This window comes from Amycolatopsis sp. Hca4 (assembly GCF_013364075.1).
Classification (GTDB): Bacteria; Actinomycetota; Actinomycetes; order Mycobacteriales; family Pseudonocardiaceae; genus Amycolatopsis.
In genome coordinates, this window is sequence record NZ_CP054925.1 from 1,316,075 (window position 1) to 1,333,909 (window position 17,835).

Here is a 17,835-nt window from a genome sequence, read left to right on the forward strand (position 1 = left end):
GGATCCCTCCCGTGGGCCCGGCTCACACCGTGACGGCGTCTTCCGCGACGGGCTCGGCGGCCTGCGGCGAGACCGCCGGGGCCATCAGGACCGCGCACAGCGGCACGGCCATCGCGATCGCCGCCAGCACGAACACCGGGAACAGGAAGGAGAACACCTCGGCACCGGCCGGGTCCGGGGCGTTCATGTCCATGTTCATCCGGACCGCCGCCATGCCCGTGTAGTGCATGCCCGTCACCGCGGCCCCCATCACGAAACCGGCCAGCAACCGCAGCGAAAGGCGGTCGAGGAAGACCGCGAACCACAGGGCCGCCGTCGCCGCCACCACCGCGATCACCACCGAGAGCGCCACCAGGCCGCCGTCGTAGCCGAAGTCGCCCTTCACCCGCAGGGCCGACATCCCGGTGTAGTGCATGAGGTTGACCGCCAGGCCGGTGATGACGCCACCGACGGCGAGGCGCCACCAGCCGAACTTCGCGCGGCCGCCCACCACCAGCAGGCCCGCGAACACCGCCGTCACCGAGAGGATCGCCGAGAGGACCGTGCGGAAGATGTCGTAGCGGACCGGCATGCCCGGGGTGCTGAAGCCGAGCATCGCCACGAAGTGCATCAGCCAGATGCCGACGCCGCCGATCGAGATCGCGGCCAGCACCAGCCAGCGCACGCGGTGGCGGGGATCGGCGGCGTGGCGGGCCTGGACCGCGCACGCCAGGCCGAGCGCGCAGCCGACCACCGACGTCAGGTACGCGAGCACCAGCAGCCAGTGCCCCAGCGCGAAATGCTCCATGGCGAAGTCCTCTCTACAGGTCGCGCAGCCCGTGCAGCACGCGTTCCATCAGGTCGTGGCGCTCGTCCCAGGTGGCCGTGTCCGACAGCGTGTCGCGGACGATCACCAGGTTGTCCTGCATCAGGTCCGAGACGAGCACGCGGACCACGCCGAGCGGCAGCGCCAGCAGCGCGGCGATCTCCATCAGCGACCGCGGCCGGACGCACAGCTCGAGCACCTCGGCCAGCGCGCTCGACGTCTGGTAGGCGGCTTCCGCCCGGCCGTCGGCGGTGGTCTCGACCAGTGCTTCGACGGCGATCTCGACCGCCGGGGCCGTCCGGCCTTCGGTCCACGCGTAGGGGCGGGCCAGCGCCGCGCTGCGGCGCGGCTCGTCCCCGCGCGCGTCGTCGATCACCGGTGGTCCTGGGCCACCGGCATCTCGCGCGCGGGCACGTCGACCTTCTGCCCGACCCGCTCGACCAGCATCGTCATCTCGTAGCCGACCAGCCCGATGTCGCAGCCGGTGGAAGCGAGCACGACGAGGTTCGAGCCGTCCCCGACGCTCATCAGCAGCAGGAACCCCTGCTCCATCTCGATCACCGACTGCACCACCCGCCCGGCGGTGAACAGCTCCGCGGTGCCCAGCGACAGGCTGGACAGGCCGGCGGCGATGGCGGCGAGCTGGTCGGCCCGTTCCCGCGGCAATGCCTCGTCGGCGGCGACGAGCAGGCCGTCGGCGGAGACGAGCACGGCGTGCGCGACCCCCGAGACGTCCTGGACGAACCCGTTGACCAGCCAGTTCAGCGTCGCGGACCGTTCCGGTGTTGCGGGCGGCATCGCGCTGAAGGGGCGAGCCGCCTGTTCGCCGGCGGCGCGCCGGTGGTGCAGTTCCGTCATCGCGGGTCCACTTCGTCCTTCCGGGGTTGTTCGGCGCGCGCCGCGGTTTCCAGGCGGGCGGCGCGCATGCCCTGGTAGTGCCGCGAGAGACTGCTGCGCACGGCGGCGGCGTCGCGGAAGCTGCCTCCGGGTTGTTCCCGGACGCGGGGGACGACGGCACCGGGGGCGAGCTGCGCCCCGGGCCGCCGCGTGGGCAGCCCGGCATCGGTGAGCCGCTGGGCGGGGGCGGGCTCGAGAGCGCTTTCGGCGGCCCGCCGGGTCCGGTCGGCGGGGGTGTCCCAGTCGCCGACGGCCACCGGTTCGGACCGGGTGGGCGCCGGTCGGTCGGGGTTGTTCGCGGTTTCGGCGGAGGCCGGGGACGCGGTCGGGTCCGGGCGGGCCGCGGTTTCGGCCGGTTCTGCCGCAGAGGGCCCGGCGGCCGGCGCAGGGGCCGCTTCGATCCTCGCCACCTGCCCGGCTTCTTCCTGCGTCGCGGAGTCCCCCGCCTCGGGGGCTCGGTGTGCCGCGGGAGTCTCGAGCTGACCGGACCACCCCGCTTCCGACGGCTCGGCCTCCTCGGCCCGGTGCGCCGCAACCGACCGGCCCGTCCCACCCGGAGATTCCGCCGGGCTCTCGGTGCCGGCAGCTCCGGCGTAACCCGAAGGCCCGCGGTCCACAGTGGGGCTGTCCGTGCGGTCCACCCCGGCGTACCCCGGCAGCTCGCCCGACGGCCCGTGCCCCACCGCCGGCCACTTCACCGTCGCTCCGTTGCGCCGCACCGCCGGTTTGGCCGCCGGCTCGGTGAACCAGCTCGTCACCACCTGCTCGAAGATCGGCGTCGATGCCTGTGCCGGCACCTCCGGTGGGCGCTGGGCCGCACGCGCCGCCGCCGGGGTCAGGCGGCCCGCGCCGATCGGGCGGGCCAGGTCCGCGATCACCAGGGCACCCGGGACGTGGACGCTCGCCGTCACCCCCGCGTGGCGGGCCGCCGTTCCCGTGGCGCGCAACCGGACCGTCACCCCGTGCAGGGCCGCGAGCCTGCCGACCACGAACAGCCCCATCCGGCGGGTCGTCTCCGGGCCGACCGTGCCGGCCGCCGCCAGGCGGTCGTTCACCGTGGTCAGCTCCTGCGGGGTCATGCCGAGGCCCTGGTCGACCACCTCGATGAGCAGGCCGCCGTCGGCGCCGCGGTCGGCCGTCAGCGCCACCTTCTGCTCCGGCGGGGAGAACCGGGTCGCGTTCTCCAGCAGCTCCGCCAGGATGTGCACCACGTCCGCGGCCGTCTCCGGCTGCACCGAGCTGCGCGGGGCGTTGCCCAGCGCCACCCGCCGGTAGTCCTTGACCTCCGACGTCGCCGCGCGCAGCAGGTCGCGCGTCGGCACCGGTTCGCGACCGTGGCGGACCGGGCGGCCGCCCGCCAGGACGTGCAGGTTCTCGCCGTTGCGGCGCAGCCGGGTCGCGATGTGGTCGATGCGGAACAGCTCGTCGAGCCGGCGCGGGTTCTGCTCCCCCGCCTCGAGGTCTTCGATGATCGACAGCTGCTGCTCGACCAGCGACTGGCTCCGCCGCGACAGCGTCATGAACATCTCGCTGACCTGCTTGCGCAGCTCGGCCTGCTCCACGGCCAGCCGCACCGCCTGGCGGTGCATGTCGTCGAACGCGCGCGCCAGCTGGCCGATCTCCTCGTCGGTCCGCACGCCGGAGCCGGGCACCGCCCGCCAATCGACGTCGTGGCCTTCGCGGATCTGCCGGACGGTCGACGGCAGCTGCTCGTTCGCCGCGCGCAGAGCCTCCGCGCGCAGCCGGCGCACCGGGGTGACCAGCGACCGCACCACCAGCAGCGCGATCGCGAGCGCACCGAGCAGCGCGCCGAGGACCAGCGCGGTGTCGCGCAGCGAGTCGGACCGGGCGCGGTCGGCCGCGGCCGAAACGTCGTCCGCCAGCTTCGCCGAAACCTCCCCGAGCACGGCCGTCACGCCGGTCGTCTCGGCGGTGATCGAGGGCAGCAACGCCGCCAGCGGGCGGCCACCGCCCGACTCCTGCAGGGCGTCGAGCCGGCCTTCGGCGCCCTCGGCCGCCGCGGTGAACCGGGCCAGCGGGCCGCCGGTCAGCTGGTGTTCCACCTGCTCGGCGAGGACTTCCTGCTCGGCGGTGGTCTGGATGACGGCCGGGCGCAGCGACGCGTCGTCGGGGCTGGCCTGCGCGGCCCGCCGGTAGGTCTCCTCGGTGGCCAGCTCGCCGCGCAGGTGCACGAGCAGCCGCGTGGTCTCGGCGTTGCCGGCGTCGGCGGAGACGATCGCGGGCACGAGGTCGCCGAGAGTGCTGATGATGTCGTTGTAGCCGGCGGCCTTCGTGCGGACGTCGCCCCCGCCGGCCCCGGCGGCGCGGATCCCGGCGAGCTTGCCCAGCGCGGTGTTGAGCGCCCGGCCGGTGTCGCCGGGCAGCGGCGCGAAACCGGTGTCGCGCTGGACCGCCGCCACCTTCGCGTCGACGGCCGCGGTCAACGTGTCCGGCGCCCCGGCCGGGACGGCGACCGCGGCGACCATTTCCTCGCCCAGCGACGCGGTGAGGTCGATCGTGTCGTGCAGCACCGGCAGCCGGTCGCGGGCCGCGCTGAGCGCGGTGGCCCGGTCGAGTTCGCCCTGGATCCGGATTTCCGCGAGCGCCACCGCGACCAGGACCGGCAGCAGCAGGACGACGCTGATCTTGGTGCGGACGCTCCAGTGCGCCGGCCACCACGCGGCGTCCGCCGGGCGGCGGGGCGTGGCTCTGCTTTCGTGCATGGCGGAATCGCTCGATTCCCAGCCGCGCGGACGGCTGACGTCGAACTCGGACAGAACTCGGTCAGGACGAGGGCCCCAGTGCCGATCACGGACGCCGGAGGAGAACCGGATGCCCGGCTCCCGGACCGGGCACGACGTGGCGTTGATCGAACCGAACAGCAGAGAACATCACCCCCTGCGTGCTTGTCAACCCTGCACAGCGGCGTTTCGGAACGCGAGGGTGAAATTATTTCGAAAGCGCTCCCGCAGTTCACACATAGTGTTCCCGCGGTCGCTGGTTGCACACCGTTCAAGGGTGTTGCCGCAGCTCCGGCGGCTACTTGGGGGTAGCCGGAATTCTCCTGCGCACTGTCGGCAGAATTACCCTCAGCAGTCACCGGGACGAATTCGGCCGCCGTTCGAACAGTGGGTTATTAATTCCCGCGAGTGCCCGGGTGGAACTCACGGCCCGGCACCCGGCAGAATCGCCGCCGTGACCGAAGTGGACGAACGGGGCGGCAAGCGGGTCGGGTGGGTCGAGCTGTACTTCGACCTCGTCTTCGTTTTCGCGGTGGGACAGGTGGCGCACGGCGTCGTCGCGGACCCGCACTGGGCGCGCGCCGCCGCGGCGCTCGGGCTGTTCGCGACGCTCTGGTGGACGTGGATCGGCTTCGCCGTCCTGTACAACCGCCGCGGCGACGACAGCCGGGTCGCCGACCGGCTGTTCGTGCTCGCCGGCACGATCCCCTGCGGGATCGCCGCGACGCAGGCGCACCACGTCTTCGAGGGGCACCCGGAGATCTTCGCCGCGGCGATGGCCGGCGTCCGGCTCGTCCTGGCGGCGGCCCACCGCTGGCCCCGCGACTCGCGCGGCCAGCAGCGGTTCAGCTGGGGCTACGCATTCTCGGCCGTCCTGTTCGGCGTGTCGGCGGTGCTGCCGCGCTACGGGCTGCTGCTGTGGGCGTTCGCGCTGGTGCAGGAGGCCGGGTTCCTCCTGCTCGACGACCGCCGCCGCGACCGGCACCGCGGTGAACGGCCCACCCGGGCGGCGCGGTGGTGGACCTTGCTCTCCCCGCCGCGCGACCCGAACCTGGCGATCGACTCGGCGCACCTCGCCGAACGGTTCGGGCTGTTCATGATCCTGCTGCTCGGCGAGCTGGTGATCACCGTCGGCACGGCGGCGCTCGAACGGCCGGCCGACGACCTGGGGTACTGGCTGGCCCTGGCCGGCGGGCTCGTCCTGGCGGGGGCACTGTGGTGGGTGTACTTCTCCTCCGCGGTGGAGATCTACGAGCGCATGCTCGGCTTTTCGGGCGGCAACCCGGCGTTGGCGTATTCGCTGTACGCGGGCGGGCACCTGCCGCCGGCCTTCGCGTTGCTGCTGATGGCGGCCGGGGTGAACCTGTCCCTGCACGAGTCCCCACCGCCCACGGCGACCTGGTTCACGACGGCGGGCCTGGCGATCTACCTGGCCGGGACGCGCGTCTTCGCGACCGGGTCCCGCCACTGGTACTTCACGCTGGCCCGGGTGGCGGCCCTGGCGGCGACGGTGAACCTCGCGTTGCTGAGCCGGGTCCTGCCGGCCCCGGCGGTGGTGCTGGTCGTCGCCGCCTGGGCGGTGGCGGCGGCCGTGGTCACGGCGGTGGTCCGCCACCGGACCCGCACCCGCCTCGGCGAGGACCCGCTGACTTTCCTGCAGCAGGTCGCCGAGCGCCACCACCGGGAGCCGCAAGGGGGTGCCTGAGGAGCTATCGCCGGTTGTCCCCATCTCGGCCGGGTTGTGGACAGGCCGGGGCGAGCGGTTGTTTCGGGGGATTTTTCGTCGGGGCGGGTCGATACGCTGGAGCGGGGACGGTCCCCCAGGGAGGGCGGGCCCTGCGGGCAGGCGGAGCGCTCCTCGCCGGTCGGCCTGGGCGCATGGCCACGCGGTAACCGGGCGCCCGCGGCCGACCTAGCCGGTCAGGGTCTGCGGCGAGAGCACCTTGAGCATCGCGTTCGTCCACTTCAGCTGCCACCGCGCCCGCGGGCCGGCTCGATCTCCTTTGCCGCCTGTGCGCCCTGGTCGAGCGACACCCCGCCGCGCGGCGATGGATGCGGCGCAGGTCCGCCGGCAGCAGGATCCCGGGTTCCGTGCGGCGGCCGCTCAGCTCGGAGAGCGCCGTCTTCAGCGGCCCGGTGCCGATCGGACGTCTTCAGCAGGTCCCTCGTCGGCGCCGTCTCCGCGCGGCGCAGGTCCGCCGGCAGCAGGCCCAGCTTCACCGCGCCACCTCCTCGTCGACGCTCGCCGGAACCGGCTCGGCAAGCATGATCGACGGCGAAAGCGGGTACGCGCCTTCGTGAGCGACCACGGAAGGAGGCGTCCGCGCCGGTGAAACCGGAACCCGGGCACGTCGAGGCGACAGCCCTGCGCGACTACGTCGAGACCGTCGCCGAGCTGCTGCGGGTGGAGCCGGCCGCGTCCTGGAGCGAGTACGGCAGTCCCTCGACCGCCTACATCGCCCTCGCCGCCCGGCACGCGGGCCGCTTCCTGATGCTTTCGTGGACCGACGGCCGCGGGTGGTGCCTGGCCGTGGAGCCGGACTGCGCGGAACCGCCCGCGGTGCTGGCCCGGTGGCCCGAGCCGGCGCGGCCCCGGCCCGCCGTGGTGGCCCGCCGGGTGCACGAGGCGCTCACCGAAGCCGCACCGCACACCCAAGGGAGTACTCATGAGCCAGACAGTCGGTGACCACCTGCTCCAGCGCCTGCGCGAGTGGGGCGTGGACCAGGTCTTCGCCTACCCCGGCGACGGGATCAACGGCCTCGTCGCCTCGTTCGGCAAGGCGGACAACCAGCCCCGCTTCGTGCAGACCCGGCACGAGGAGATGGCGGCCTTCGCCGCGGTCGGCTACGCGAAGTTCAGCGGCAAGGTCGGGGTCTGCATGGCCACCTCCGGCCCGGGCGCGATCCACCTGCTCAACGGCCTCTACGACGCCAAGCTCGACCACGTGCCGGTGGTGGCGATCGTCGGCCAGACCGCGCGCAGCGCGATGGGCGGCAGCTACCAGCAGGAAGTCGACCTGCAGGCGCTCTACAAGGACGTCGCGAGCGAATACCTCGTCGAGGTCAACGTCGCCGAGCAGCTGCCGAACGCGCTGGACCGGGCGATCCGGATCGCCGAGGCGTCGCGCTGCCCGACCGCCCTGATCATCCCCGCCGACCTGCAGGAGGAGCCGTACTCGCCGCCGCAGCACGCGTTCAAGCAAGTGCCGTCCAGCCCGCCGGGCACGGCGTGGTCCCGTCCGGTGCCGTCCGAGGCGGAGATCGACGCGGCGGCCGAGGTGCTCAACGCGGGTGAGAAGGTCGCCATCCTGGTCGGGCAGGGCGCGCGCGGGGCGGCCGAGGAGGTCCGCCAGGTCGCCGAAGTCACCGGTGCCGGCGTGGCGAAGGCGTTGCTGGGCAAGGACGTGCTGCCCGACGACCTGCCGTGGGTGACCGGCTCGATCGGGTTGCTCGGCACCCGGCCGAGCTACGAGCTGATGCGCGACTGCGACACGCTGCTGATCGTCGGCTCGAACTTCCCGTACAGCCAGTTCCTGCCGGACTTCGGCCAGGCCCGCGCGGTGCAGATCGACCTCGACGGCCGGCTCATCGGGATGCGCTACCCGACCGAGGTCAACCTGGTCGGGGACAGCGCGGCCACGCTGCGTGCGCTGCTGCCGAAGCTGGCGAGCAAGCCGGACCGGTCCTGGCGGGAGACGATCGAGAAGAACGTCGCCTCCTGGTGGGACACCGTCGAGAAGGAAGCGGCGGTCGACGCGCAGCCGGTGAACCCGATGGCGATCGTGTCGGAGCTGTCGAAGCGGATCCCGGAGGACGCCATCGTCACCGCGGACTCCGGTTCCTCGACCAACTGGTACGCCCGCAACCTGCGCATCCGCGGCGAGATCCGCGGGTCGCTGTCCGGCACGCTGGCCACGATGGGCCCGGGCGTGCCGTACGCGATCGGCGCCAAGTTCGCCCACCCGGACCGGCCGGTGATCGCCCTCGTCGGCGACGGCGCCATGCAGATGAACGGCCTCGCCGAGCTGATCACCATCGCCCGCTACCAGCACCTGTGGAGCGACTCGCGGTGCGTGGTCTGCGTCTTCCACAACAACGACCTCAACCAGGTGACGTGGGAGCTGCGCGCGATGGGCGGCGCCCCGAAGTTCGAGGAATCCCAGACGCTGCCGGACGTGGACTACGCCGGTTTCGCCCTGTCGCTGGGCCTCGCGGCCGTCACGGTCGACAAGCCGGACCAGCTGGCCTCGGCCTGGGACACGGTGCTCACCGCGGGCAAGCCGGCGGTGCTGGACGTCCGCTGCGACCCGGACGTGCCGCCGATCCCGCCGCACGCCACGTTCGAGCAGGTGAAGTCGGCCGCCCAGGCCGTGCTCAAGGGCGACCCGGACGCGTTCCACCTCGTCGCACAGGGCGTGAAGACGAAGCTGCAGGAGTTCCTGCCCGGGAAGAACCGGTGACGAGGATCGGCGGGTGCCGCGGTGGTGCGGTGGCGCGGGCGGTGTGGGGCGCCGGGCTCGTGGTGCTGTCGCGCTCCCTGCCGGTCCCGCGGAAGGTGGCACTGGCGCTGGGAATCCGTCACCTGGTCCAGGCGGCGGCCGTCCTGCGGCGGCCGGACGGCCTGGTCGCCCGCCGGGGCTGGACGATCGACGTGGCGCACGGCGTGAGCATGCTCGGCCTGGCGGCGGTGACCCCGCGGTGGCGGGGTGCGGCGCTGGTGAGCGCGGTGGGCGCGGCGGCATGGTGCCGCACGGCCCACCCGGGGAAGCGGAGGGAATCATGAGTCAGGTCGTCGTGGTGACCGGGACCAGCGGGGGCATCGGCCGCGCCGTCGCGCGGGCGTTCGGCGCCCGCCAGGACCGGGTGGCGCTGCTGGCCCGCGGGAAGGAAGGGCTCGAAGCGGCGGCGGAGGACGTCACCCGCCTCGGCGGGACGGCCCTGGCCATTCCCACCGACGTCGCCGACTTCGACCAGGTCGAGGCCGCCGCCGCCCGGACCGAGGCGGAACTCGGCCCGATCGACGTGTGGGTGAACGTAGCCTTCACGTCGGTGTTCGCGCCCTTCACCGAGATCGAGCCGGACGAGTTCCGCCGCGTCACCGAGGTGAGCTACCTCGGGTACGTCCACGGCACGATGGCGGCGCTGCGCCGGATGAAGCCGCGCGACCGCGGCACGATCGTGCAGGTCGGTTCGGCGCTGGCGTACCGCGGAATCCCGTTGCAGAGCGCCTATTGCGGCGCGAAGCACGCGATCCAGGGCTTCAACGAGGCCCTGCGCTGCGAGCTCCTGCACGAGCGCAGCCACGTCCGCACGACGATGGTGCAGATGCCGGCGATGAACACGCCGCAGTTCTCGTGGGTCCGGTCGAAGCTGCCGGACCAGGCCCAGCCGGTGCCGCCGATCTACCAGCCGGAGGTGGCGGCCCGGGCCGTCGTGCACGCGGCGGGCCACCCGCGCCGCCGGGAGTACTGGGTCGGCGGGAGCACGGTCGGGACGTTGCTCGCGAACGCCGTCGCGCCGGGTGTCCTCGACCGGTACCTCGCCCGGACCGGCTACCGATCCCAGCAGACCGGGGCGAAGAAACCGCCGGACCAGCCGGAGAACCTGTGGTCACCGGCGGACCGCGAGCGGGATTTCGGGGCGCACGGCCGGTTCGACGAGCAGGCGACAGCGCGGAGTGCGCAGCTGTGGGCGAGCCGGCACCACGGCGTGGTCGCGGCCGCGGGAGGCGCGTTGGCCGCAACGGCGCTGGCGGTGTGGCGGCGGGCGCGGGCGTGACCGCGCTCAGGCCGGCCGGGTGCCGCGGAGCCTGACCGGCCGACGCGACGCACCGCCGGGCATCGGCCGAAAGGACGAGGCAGCAGCCCCGGAACCGCCCCTTCGGCCGAGGTGACCAGGCCCTTCCCCGCCCTAGCTTGATCACCGGGTGGGAGGAGGGACCATGGAGTTCACCGCCAAGCGGGTCGTCATCGCCGCGGCCGTGGCCGGGGTGGCGGTGGTGGCCGTCGGGGCCACCGTGATGGCCACCGCCGCCGATCCCGTCTCGCCCGAAGTCACCGGCGCGACCCCCGCCGACGCCGGTCACCCCGGCGAAGGCAAGTACACCACCGGGGACTACGTGCTCACCGTGCACGAACTCGACGACGACGGCGAAGGCACGAGCACGGCGATCGGGCCGCACACCACGTACTACTCGAAGACGTTGCACGGCAACGGAACCCGCCGGCACACGGTGGTCAAGTTCTCGGCCGGGACGGACGGCGACGGGCCGATCGTCTTCAGCTACCCCGTGCCCGCTCCCGGCCGGGTCGCCGACTGCGTGGCCGCCGGGACCGAGGCCGCGCCGCAAGTGCGGTGCGAGACCAGGTTGCCCGCCGGGTGATCGGCTCGGTACAGTCCGAAGCAACGCCGCGTTGCCCCTTCGACCCACAGGAGCACGACGTGCGTTCCCTCCTCTGCCTCACCGCTGTCCTTCTCGCCCTGCCCATCGGCAGCGCGGAAGCCGCCACCACGCAGAAATGGCCCGGTGATCCGGCCGTCGCGGTCGCCGATCCCGCCGGGGTGCTCGGCGACAACGTCAGCGGGCTCTCCTTCGACGGCCCCGACGTGCTGTGGGCGGTCAAGAACGGCCCGGGCACCCTCTACCGGCTCGTCCGCGACGGCAGCGGCTGGCGGCCCGCCGGCACCTGGCCGCTGCGCTACCGGAACGGCGAAGGCGACCCGGACGCCGAAGGGGTCGTCCGCACACCCGACGGCGTGCTCGTCGCCACCGAGCGCGACAACGACGGCGACGGCAGCCTGCTGAAAGTCCTGCGGTACGCCCCGGGATCGACCTCCGGCGCCCTCGACGCCGCCGCCGAATGGGACCTCACCGACGACCTGCCCGCCGTCGACGACAACGGGGGCTTCGAAGGCATTTCCTGGATCCCGGACAGCTTCCTGACCGACGGCGGCTTCCGCGACGACCGCACCCAAGCCGCCTACGACCCGGCCCGCTACCCCGGCCACGGGACCGGCCTCTACTTCGTCGGCCTCGAGGACACCGGCAAGGTCTACGCCTACGCCCTCGACCGGGCCGGCGGCGGGTTCAGCAGGGTGGCGTCCTTCTCCAGCGGCTTCCCGAAGGTCATGGAGCTGGAGTTCGACCCGGCGACGGGCAGCCTCTGGTCCGTCTGCGACGACACCTGCTCCGGCAAGACGGCGACGTTGCGGCTGAGCGGCGGCAAGTTCGCCGTCGCGGCGACCTACGCGCGCCCGGCGAAGATGCCGAACTACAACAACGAAGGGTTCGCCATCTCCCCCGCCTGCGCCGCCGGGCACCACGCGGTCGTCTGGGCCGACGACGGCAACGACGGCGGTCACGCGCTGCGCAGCGGGACGTTGCCCTGCTGAAGCCTCACAACCCGAGCGCGCTCACCAGCAGCGCCCCCACCGCGGTGCGGTGCTCGGGCCGGTCCGCCCACCGCAGCCGGCGGCCGGTCTCGACCACCACGCCGAAACCCGCGTGCACCAGCACCCGCGCCTGGCGCGCGTCGAGGTCCGGGCGGGCCTCGCGCAGGTGCTGCTCCCACACCGCGATGTGCTCGCGCTGCGCCGCCACCAGCGGGCGGCGCAGCGCGTCCGGCAGGCCGGCGATTTCGGCGTTGGCCACGCTGTTGAGGGCGCTGTGCTCGAAGCTGTACGCCACGTAAGTCGCCGCCAGGGCGTTCAGGGCGTCGTGCGGGCCGGTCGTGCCGCGGAGGTTGTGCTCGACCGCCTGGGCCAGCAGGCCGGCCGCCTGCAGGCAGGCTGCCGCCAGGATGTCGGCCTTCCCCGGGAAGTAGCGGTAGAGCGCCGACGGGACCAGCCCCACCGCCTCGGCGATCCGGCCGTTCGTCACGGTCGCGAACCCGTCCCGTTCGAACAGCGGGACGGCGGCGGCGAGGATCTCCGAACGCCGGGTCCGGGGCACCGGCGGGGCGGGGATCTCCACCGCGGGCGCGGCCGCGGTGGCGGGGCCGGTGGCGGCCACGCGCAGGGCCGCCGCACGCAGCAGCTCCCCGACCCGGCGCGGCGCGATCGCGTTGTGGTGGGTCGTGACGGATCCGATCGCCCCCAGCGCCCCGACGGCCCGCAGGTGCTCGCCGGGCCCCGGGTGCTCGCGCCGGACCGCCTCCGCCACGCGCTCGACGACGTACGCGAACTTGCCCGCCAGCAGCCGCCGGTCGTCGCGTTCGAGGTAGCGGGCCTCCCAGCGGTACACGCCGCCGGTCTCCCGGTGCGCGACGGTGACCGTGGTGACGGCGCCGAAGAGCTCCGCCAGTGACGCGTCCGCGGGCACTTCGGCGAGCGCGGCGACGAGCCGGTCCGCCATGACGTTCGCGCACTCGGCGAACAGCGCGTACTTGTTCGGGAAGTGCCGGTACAGCGCGGCGGCGGTGATGCCCACGCGCGCCGCGATCTCCTCCATCGACGCCGCGTGGTAGCCGCGCTCGCTGAACACCGCGGCGCCCGCCTCGACGATGAGCTGCCTGCGGTTGCGGGGCCGGACGGCCGCGGCCGGCTCGGCGGTCACCGGGCTGAGGGGTGCGGAAGTCGGGCCATGAGCTCAGTCAACCACAGGCCAGCCGGGTCTTGCCGACGCGCGAGTCACCTTCTATGTTAATCAGGAATCTCCTCTCGAAGAGCCCATTACCTATCAAGGAAGCTAGGTAAGTGAATGAGCAATCTCAGCAGGAGGAACGTTCTCTCCCTCGGTGTCGCGCTCGGTCTGGCGAGCGCGGCGAGCGCCGTCCCGGCCTGGGCCGCGAGCGCCGACCCGTGGTGGGTCTGGGACGACGAGGTCGACACCCTGCTGGCCGGGCTCGTCGACGGCGGCGGGGTGCCCGCGGTCAACACCGCGCTGCGGAGCTGGGTGAACAACGCCGACCCGCTGCCGGCCGGCCTGCCCGCGGACCTCACCGGCTGGCTGCAGCGGGCCAACCGGCTGCCGTCCTGGGCCGACCCGGTCAAGCTGCGCCGCGCCGCCGACTTCAACCGGCGCAAGGACACCTACCTGTTCCTGCTCTACGGCCTGGGCAGCGGCATCATGAGCACGGTCATCCCGCGGGAGGCCCGGTCGATCTACTGGTCCGCGGGCGGCGCGAACATGCAGGACCGCGCCGCGAAGACGTTCACCTTCGGCTACGACCTGAGCGAGCTCGGCGCGTTCGAGCCCTCGGGCCAGTTCGTCGTCACGGCCAACAAGACGCGCCTGGTGCACGCGGCCGTGCGGCACCTGCTGCCGCAGTCGCCGCACTGGCGGGCCGTCGCCGACGAGCGGATCCCGATCAGCAACGGCGACATCCTGGTCACCTTCCACAGCCTCGGCACCTTCGTGCACCGGAAGCTGCGCGAGTGGCACGTCCCGATGTCGGCCGCGGACGAGGACGCCTTCCTGCACCAGTGGCAGGTCGCCATCCACCTGCTCGGCGTCCGCGACGAGTTCGTCCCGCAGACGTGGGCCGCGGCCGACGCGCAGTCCGCCCAGGTGCTCACCCCGCTGCTGTCCCCCACGCCCGAAGGCAAGGAACTCGCGGCCGACCTGCTCGGGCTGACCGCGCAGATCGACCTGGGCGTGACCCGCGGTTTCCTCAACGAGTTCGTCCGGTACGTGCTCAGCAACGAAGTGGGCGACTGGCTCGGCCTGCCCCGCGACTACGCGGCGGCCACCCTGATCCGCACCGGGTGGCCCGCGTACATCGCTTTCCGGGAAGGCCTGCTGCCCATCGCCCCGGCCGGCTTCTACGTCTTCGATCAGTTCGTCCGCGCGCTCGCCATGCTGTTCCTCAACAAGGGGACGTCGTCGACGACCACCCCGATCACCATCCCGACCGGCAACCGGCCGGGTGCGTGAAGTGCGTCAGGCCGGTCCCCGGCCCCACAGCCGCCAGGTCTGGTTGAGCGGGCTGTTCTGGGTGACCGGCTTGCACGTCCACTGGATCACCGCACCACGGGCGGCGGTGGACACCCCGCTGACGTCGACGCACTTGCCGCTGTGCCGGGCGACGAGCTGGTAGTCGTGGACGTCGTTGCCGCTGTAGGTGACCCGCCGCGGCGCGAACTGCTGGTTCGTCGCACCGTCGGTGCAGGTGCGCTGCTGGACGGCGGCCCCGTCGTCGGCCGAGGCACCGGCGACCTCGAGGCACTTGCCGCTCTGCTGGTTGACGACGGTGTAGGTGCCCGCGACGCCGGGCACCGGCCGGAAGTTCCACTGCTGCTGGGCACCGCCTTCGCAGAAGTCCTGCTGCTGCCGGTTGCCGTCGGCGGTGCTCAGGTCGGTGTTGTCCAGGCACTGCTGGGAATGCTGGGCGACGGCCACGGTCTGGAACCCGCCGTCCGACGGCGGCAGCAGGGTGACGCTGAGCGCGTCGTCGACACTGGCGTGCGGGACGGTGACGGTGACGGCGTTGCCGGAGACGGCCACCACCGAGTCCCGGATGGTCACCGGCCCCGCCACGGCGGCCCCACCGTTGAACGGAATCTGCTGGACGACGATCCGCACCTGGTTGTTCTGGACGATGCCGGAGGTGGCATCGAGCCGCTGCAGGGCAACCGAGACGTTCCCGGTGGTGCCCCCACCCCGACGAGGACCTTCGCCACTCCGGCGGCCTTCGTGGCGAACGGGTCGTAGGCCGGGCTGGGCTTCGAGGAGACGATCTGACCGGTCTGCGAGCCGTAGAAGCGGTAGGCCCACCACTCGCCCTTGGGCAGGTACCGGCCGGCGGAGTTGCGGACGAGCAGGTTGCCGAGATCGTTGTGCAGGTTCCCGCCGCTCGCCCAGTTCGCCCGCAGCCCATCGGCGCCGGCCCGCTCGATCCGAGCGATGTACCAGGAACCGTCACCGGGATTCTGTTCGTTCGAGGCCCCGTACTCGTTGATCTGGTAGGGCCGCGGGTGGGCAATCCCCCGCGCCCCGAGCGACGAGTCCGCCGCGGCGACGTTCGCCACCGGATCCCCGGGAAGTGAGTGCCAGCTGACGATGTCCGGGACCGTGTTCGAGCCGCGAACGAAGTCGAGGTACTGCGTCCACCAGCTCGTACCGGTGGAGGGCACCCCGGCCAGGCTCGGCCCGACGATGGCCTGCGCCGGGAACGCGGAACGGATGCGCTGGTAGGCCCGCTGCCACATGGCGAAGTACTGGCTCTGCGGCCGGTTCCAGAAGGTGGTGATGTTCGGTTCGTTCCAGAGGTCCCACTCCACCGGCGCACCGGTCGCGCGCACGTCGTTGATCAGGCGGGTGAGGAAGGCGTCGTAGTCGGACCAGTCACCGTTGTCGCCGGGGAACCGCGAGATCGGGTAGCCGTCCGCGCCCCAGAGGTCGTGCACGAGCAGGACGAACTGCCCGCCGAGCGAACGGGTGCGCAGCAGCTGGGCGCGGGTGGCGGTCCACCGCCGGTCGTACTTGCCGGACACCCAGCCGCCCGGGCTGTCGAGCTGCGCGCCGCCGGCCCGCATCGCCTGGAAGTTCACGTCCCGGAAGAAGTGGTCGGGCGGGTTCGCGGCGTTCTCGGTCATGCCGTAGATCCACCCGGAGGCCCGATAGGTGGGCGAGCTGCCGGCGACGGAGAAATCGACGGAAACCGACTCGTCAGCGGCTCGGGCCGGCTCGGCGAGGGCGACGGCGGAGGCACCGGTCAGCGCACCGGCAACGAGGAAGGCGGCCAGGCCACGACGGGCACGGGGCCGCGGACACGAGAGGTCCACAGACGACTCCTTTGGCGGTGGACGGCGGGGGCGAGCCATCGTCGAACCGGTTCGACCACCACGGACAGTACGCCGCAGGCTATTCAGCGACAATCGACCGAACGGAGGCGAACCGGTTCGCCGAGTGTCATGGGTGGTGAAGCCATCGAAAAGGGGCTTTCCCCGCGGCACCCCGCGAGGAAAGCCCCTTCCCGTCCGCTCCGGCGGGCTCAGCGATACCCGGCAGCAACCACGTTCGCCTGCACCGCGTTCTCCGTCGCGTCCGAGGGATATCCCGCGACCATCGCACCCTCGTAGAACGTCCCCGCGCTCAGGTTCGCCCCACCACCGGGCTTGCAGCAGTCCCCGCCACTGCCCAGAATGATCGCACCCTGCTTCTTCATCGGGCTGTACCCGCTGGGAAGCCCCCCATCCCACATGGTCGTGAGACTCCCCGACTGGGCGTTGCTCCCCTTGAGCGCAAACCGCGAAGTGCCGTTGTTCTTCAGCATCGCCGTGACGAACTTGCTCGGCAGAGCCCGCTGGTTCGGATTCCACTGCTGGCTACCACCCGGGTAGAGCCCCCACTCGAGGTCGGCCTGCACCCAAGGCCCCCCACCGGAACACCCACCGAACCAGCACTCGGTCCCGAAGTTGATCGCGTCCATGGCACCGGCCGCATCGGCTTTCCGAGTCGTCTCGCTGTTCCCGTAGTCGAAGCAACAGCCGCTGTTGACGTGCGTCCCGCTGGTCACCATGTACATCCCCTCGGGCGCACTCCCGGTCGGAACCCCGGTCAGGTGCCCATCCCGCCAATAGCTGTTACCAGGGTTGATGTACAGCGAATACGCCTTCGACCCACCAACCGTGAGCGACTCCGAAGCAGCCTTCGCCGGGCTGCTCTGGCTGGACCCCGGGACCACGGTGGATCCCTGGTACCACAGGTCATTCCCCCGCCCGGACTGGTCGTAGACCACCGTGACGACACACGAAGTACCGGCACAGAAAGAATCCTGAGCAGCAGCATCGGCGGAGCCGCCGGCTTTCAGCACCCCGATGTTCCGGCTCGTGTTGTCGGACGACCGCCGAACCTGGTACAGGCTGCCCGCATAGGAACCGTAAAGCGCCCGCACCATGCTGTGCGCCGCAACGCACGGCGTCCCACCGGAGGCGTAGATGTCGCACGGCGCCGTCCCGGTCGGGGGCGGCGGCGTCGACCCACTACTCCATTGCTGATTGCCCTGACCGTTGCAGGTCCACAGCTCGACCGCAGTACCGTTGGCCGTCCCGGCGCCCGTCACGTCGAGACACAGTCCCGATTGGACACCGGTGATCGTCCCATCGCCGTTCTGCCGCCACTGCTGGTTGGCTTGACCGTTGCAGGACCAGATGATCACGGCAGTCCCCGGCGCGGTCCGCCCACCGTAGGCGTCCACGCACCGGGTACCGTTCAACGTCCGAAGCTCGCCCGCCGAGGTGAACTCGTACGCCTGCCCGGCCTGGCCGGAGCAGTCCTGGATCTCCAACGCCGTCCCCGGCGCATCGGTGCCACCCTTGACGTTCAAGCAGCGGCCGGAAGCCGCGCTCACCAGCGGAGCGGACGCGGCCGCAGCCGGCACCGCCCCGGCCACGACCGCCGCCAGCATCGCGGCCACCACGACGAACACACGCACGATTCCTCCTCGGTCC

Annotated in this window: 17 protein-coding genes; 8 read left to right on the plus strand and 9 right to left on the minus strand. The window is 72.3% G+C overall.

Annotated elements, in window-relative coordinates:
* Positions 1-22 precede the first annotated feature (22 nt).
* The 4 genes from HUT10_RS05620 to HUT10_RS51785 are packed head-to-tail and all read right to left on the minus strand — an operon-like array spanning position 23 to position 4,425.
* Complete coding sequence (locus HUT10_RS05620; protein ID WP_176170189.1) at positions 23-787, minus strand: MHYT domain-containing protein; 765 nt, start codon at positions 785-787, stop codon at positions 23-25.
* A gap of 13 nt (positions 788-800) precedes the next feature.
* A complete protein-coding gene (locus HUT10_RS05625; RefSeq protein ID WP_176170190.1) occupies positions 801-1,181 on the minus strand; it encodes a DUF742 domain-containing protein in 381 nt (126 codons plus the stop codon).
* Complete coding sequence (locus HUT10_RS05630; RefSeq protein ID WP_176177688.1) at positions 1,178-1,603, minus strand: roadblock/LC7 domain-containing protein; 426 nt, start codon at positions 1,601-1,603, stop codon at positions 1,178-1,180. The genes HUT10_RS05625 and HUT10_RS05630 overlap by 4 nt, the downstream gene beginning before the upstream one ends.
* A 56-nt stretch (positions 1,604-1,659) precedes the next feature.
* On the minus strand, positions 1,660-4,425 hold the full coding sequence (locus HUT10_RS51785; RefSeq protein WP_176170191.1) for an ATP-binding protein: 2,766 nt from the start codon (positions 4,423-4,425) through the stop codon (positions 1,660-1,662).
* A 472-nt stretch (positions 4,426-4,897) separates the two neighbouring features.
* On the opposite strand from HUT10_RS51785, the gene HUT10_RS05640 reads away from it, so the two are divergent.
* Positions 4,898-6,148 (plus strand): low temperature requirement protein A, encoded by a 1,251-nt coding sequence (locus tag HUT10_RS05640; RefSeq protein WP_176170192.1) that lies wholly within the window; start codon positions 4,898-4,900, stop codon positions 6,146-6,148.
* A 260-nt stretch (positions 6,149-6,408) separates the two neighbouring features.
* Here HUT10_RS05640 and HUT10_RS05645 read toward each other — a convergent pair whose 3' ends face one another.
* Entirely contained in the window at positions 6,409-6,663 is a 255-nt protein-coding gene (locus HUT10_RS05645) for a hypothetical protein (RefSeq protein WP_254896698.1), read from the minus strand.
* Positions 6,664-6,772: 109 nt separating this feature from the next.
* Here HUT10_RS05645 and HUT10_RS05650 point away from each other — a divergent pair, with 109 nt between their 5' ends.
* The 6 genes from HUT10_RS05650 (at position 6,773) to HUT10_RS05675 (ending at position 11,835) form a co-directional block, all read left to right on the plus strand.
* On the plus strand, positions 6,773-7,129 hold the full coding sequence (locus HUT10_RS05650) for a DUF6292 family protein (RefSeq protein ID WP_176170193.1): 357 nt from the start codon (positions 6,773-6,775) through the stop codon (positions 7,127-7,129).
* Positions 7,110-8,903, plus strand: a complete 1,794-nt coding sequence (locus HUT10_RS05655; protein WP_176170194.1) for a thiamine pyrophosphate-requiring protein — start codon at positions 7,110-7,112, stop codon at positions 8,901-8,903. The genes HUT10_RS05650 and HUT10_RS05655 overlap by 20 nt, the downstream gene beginning before the upstream one ends.
* Positions 8,900-9,226 carry a hypothetical protein gene (locus HUT10_RS05660; RefSeq protein WP_176170195.1) on the plus strand — a complete coding sequence of 109 codons (327 nt, stop codon included), beginning with the start codon at positions 8,900-8,902 and terminating at the stop codon, positions 9,224-9,226. Before HUT10_RS05655 ends, HUT10_RS05660 begins: the two co-directional genes overlap by 4 nt.
* Positions 9,223-10,221, plus strand: coding sequence for an SDR family oxidoreductase (locus tag HUT10_RS05665; RefSeq protein WP_176170196.1), 999 nt, complete (start codon positions 9,223-9,225; stop codon positions 10,219-10,221). Before HUT10_RS05660 ends, HUT10_RS05665 begins: the two co-directional genes overlap by 4 nt.
* Positions 10,222-10,384: 163 nt before the next feature.
* Positions 10,385-10,825: a hypothetical protein gene (locus HUT10_RS05670; protein ID WP_176170197.1), complete on the plus strand. Its 441-nt coding sequence runs from the start codon at positions 10,385-10,387 to the stop codon at positions 10,823-10,825.
* Positions 10,826-10,884: 59 nt separating this feature from the next.
* Positions 10,885-11,835, plus strand: a complete 951-nt coding sequence (locus HUT10_RS05675; protein WP_176170198.1) for an esterase-like activity of phytase family protein — start codon at positions 10,885-10,887, stop codon at positions 11,833-11,835.
* Between the two features lie 4 nt (positions 11,836-11,839).
* Here the strand turns inward: HUT10_RS05675 and HUT10_RS05680 are convergent, their stop codons facing one another.
* A complete protein-coding gene (locus tag HUT10_RS05680) occupies positions 11,840-12,997 on the minus strand; it encodes a TetR/AcrR family transcriptional regulator (RefSeq protein WP_176170199.1) in 1,158 nt (385 codons plus the stop codon).
* A gap of 144 nt (positions 12,998-13,141) precedes the next feature.
* Here HUT10_RS05680 and HUT10_RS05685 point away from each other — a divergent pair, with 144 nt between their 5' ends.
* A complete protein-coding gene (locus HUT10_RS05685; RefSeq protein WP_176170200.1) occupies positions 13,142-14,317 on the plus strand; it encodes an oxygenase MpaB family protein in 1,176 nt (391 codons plus the stop codon).
* A 6-nt stretch (positions 14,318-14,323) separates the two neighbouring features.
* Here HUT10_RS05685 and HUT10_RS50520 read toward each other — a convergent pair whose 3' ends face one another.
* The 3 genes from HUT10_RS50520 to HUT10_RS05695 form a co-directional block, all read right to left on the minus strand.
* Positions 14,324-14,908 carry an RICIN domain-containing protein gene (locus tag HUT10_RS50520; protein ID WP_254896699.1) on the minus strand — a complete coding sequence of 195 codons (585 nt, stop codon included), beginning with the start codon at positions 14,906-14,908 and terminating at the stop codon, positions 14,324-14,326.
* Positions 14,905-16,167: a hypothetical protein gene (locus HUT10_RS05690; RefSeq protein WP_254896700.1), complete on the minus strand. Its 1,263-nt coding sequence runs from the start codon at positions 16,165-16,167 to the stop codon at positions 14,905-14,907. Before HUT10_RS05690 ends, HUT10_RS50520 begins: the two co-directional genes overlap by 4 nt.
* 209 nt (positions 16,168-16,376) lie before the next feature.
* Positions 16,377-17,819, minus strand: a complete 1,443-nt coding sequence (locus tag HUT10_RS05695) for an arabinofuranosidase catalytic domain-containing protein (RefSeq protein WP_217709547.1) — start codon at positions 17,817-17,819, stop codon at positions 16,377-16,379.
* Positions 17,820-17,835: the final 16 nt, after the last annotated feature.

What these genes read in the sequence shown, in the direction of transcription:
- HUT10_RS05655 (WP_176170194.1), top strand. Translation starts at nt 7,110, where the DNA reads ATGAGCCAGACAGTCGGTGACCACCTGCTCCAGCGCCTGCGCGAGTGG.
- HUT10_RS51785 (WP_176170191.1), bottom strand. Translation starts at nt 4,425, where the DNA reads ATGCACGAAAGCAGAGCCACGCCCCGCCGCCCGGCGGACGCCGCGTGG.
- HUT10_RS05620 (WP_176170189.1), bottom strand. Translation starts at nt 787, where the DNA reads ATGGAGCATTTCGCGCTGGGGCACTGGCTGCTGGTGCTCGCGTACCTG.
- HUT10_RS05685 (WP_176170200.1), top strand. Translation starts at nt 13,142, where the DNA reads ATGAGCAATCTCAGCAGGAGGAACGTTCTCTCCCTCGGTGTCGCGCTC.
- HUT10_RS05630 (WP_176177688.1), bottom strand. Translation starts at nt 1,603, where the DNA reads ATGCCGCCCGCAACACCGGAACGGTCCGCGACGCTGAACTGGCTGGTC.
- HUT10_RS05670 (WP_176170197.1), top strand. Translation starts at nt 10,385, where the DNA reads ATGGAGTTCACCGCCAAGCGGGTCGTCATCGCCGCGGCCGTGGCCGGG.
- HUT10_RS05665 (WP_176170196.1), top strand. Translation starts at nt 9,223, where the DNA reads ATGAGTCAGGTCGTCGTGGTGACCGGGACCAGCGGGGGCATCGGCCGC.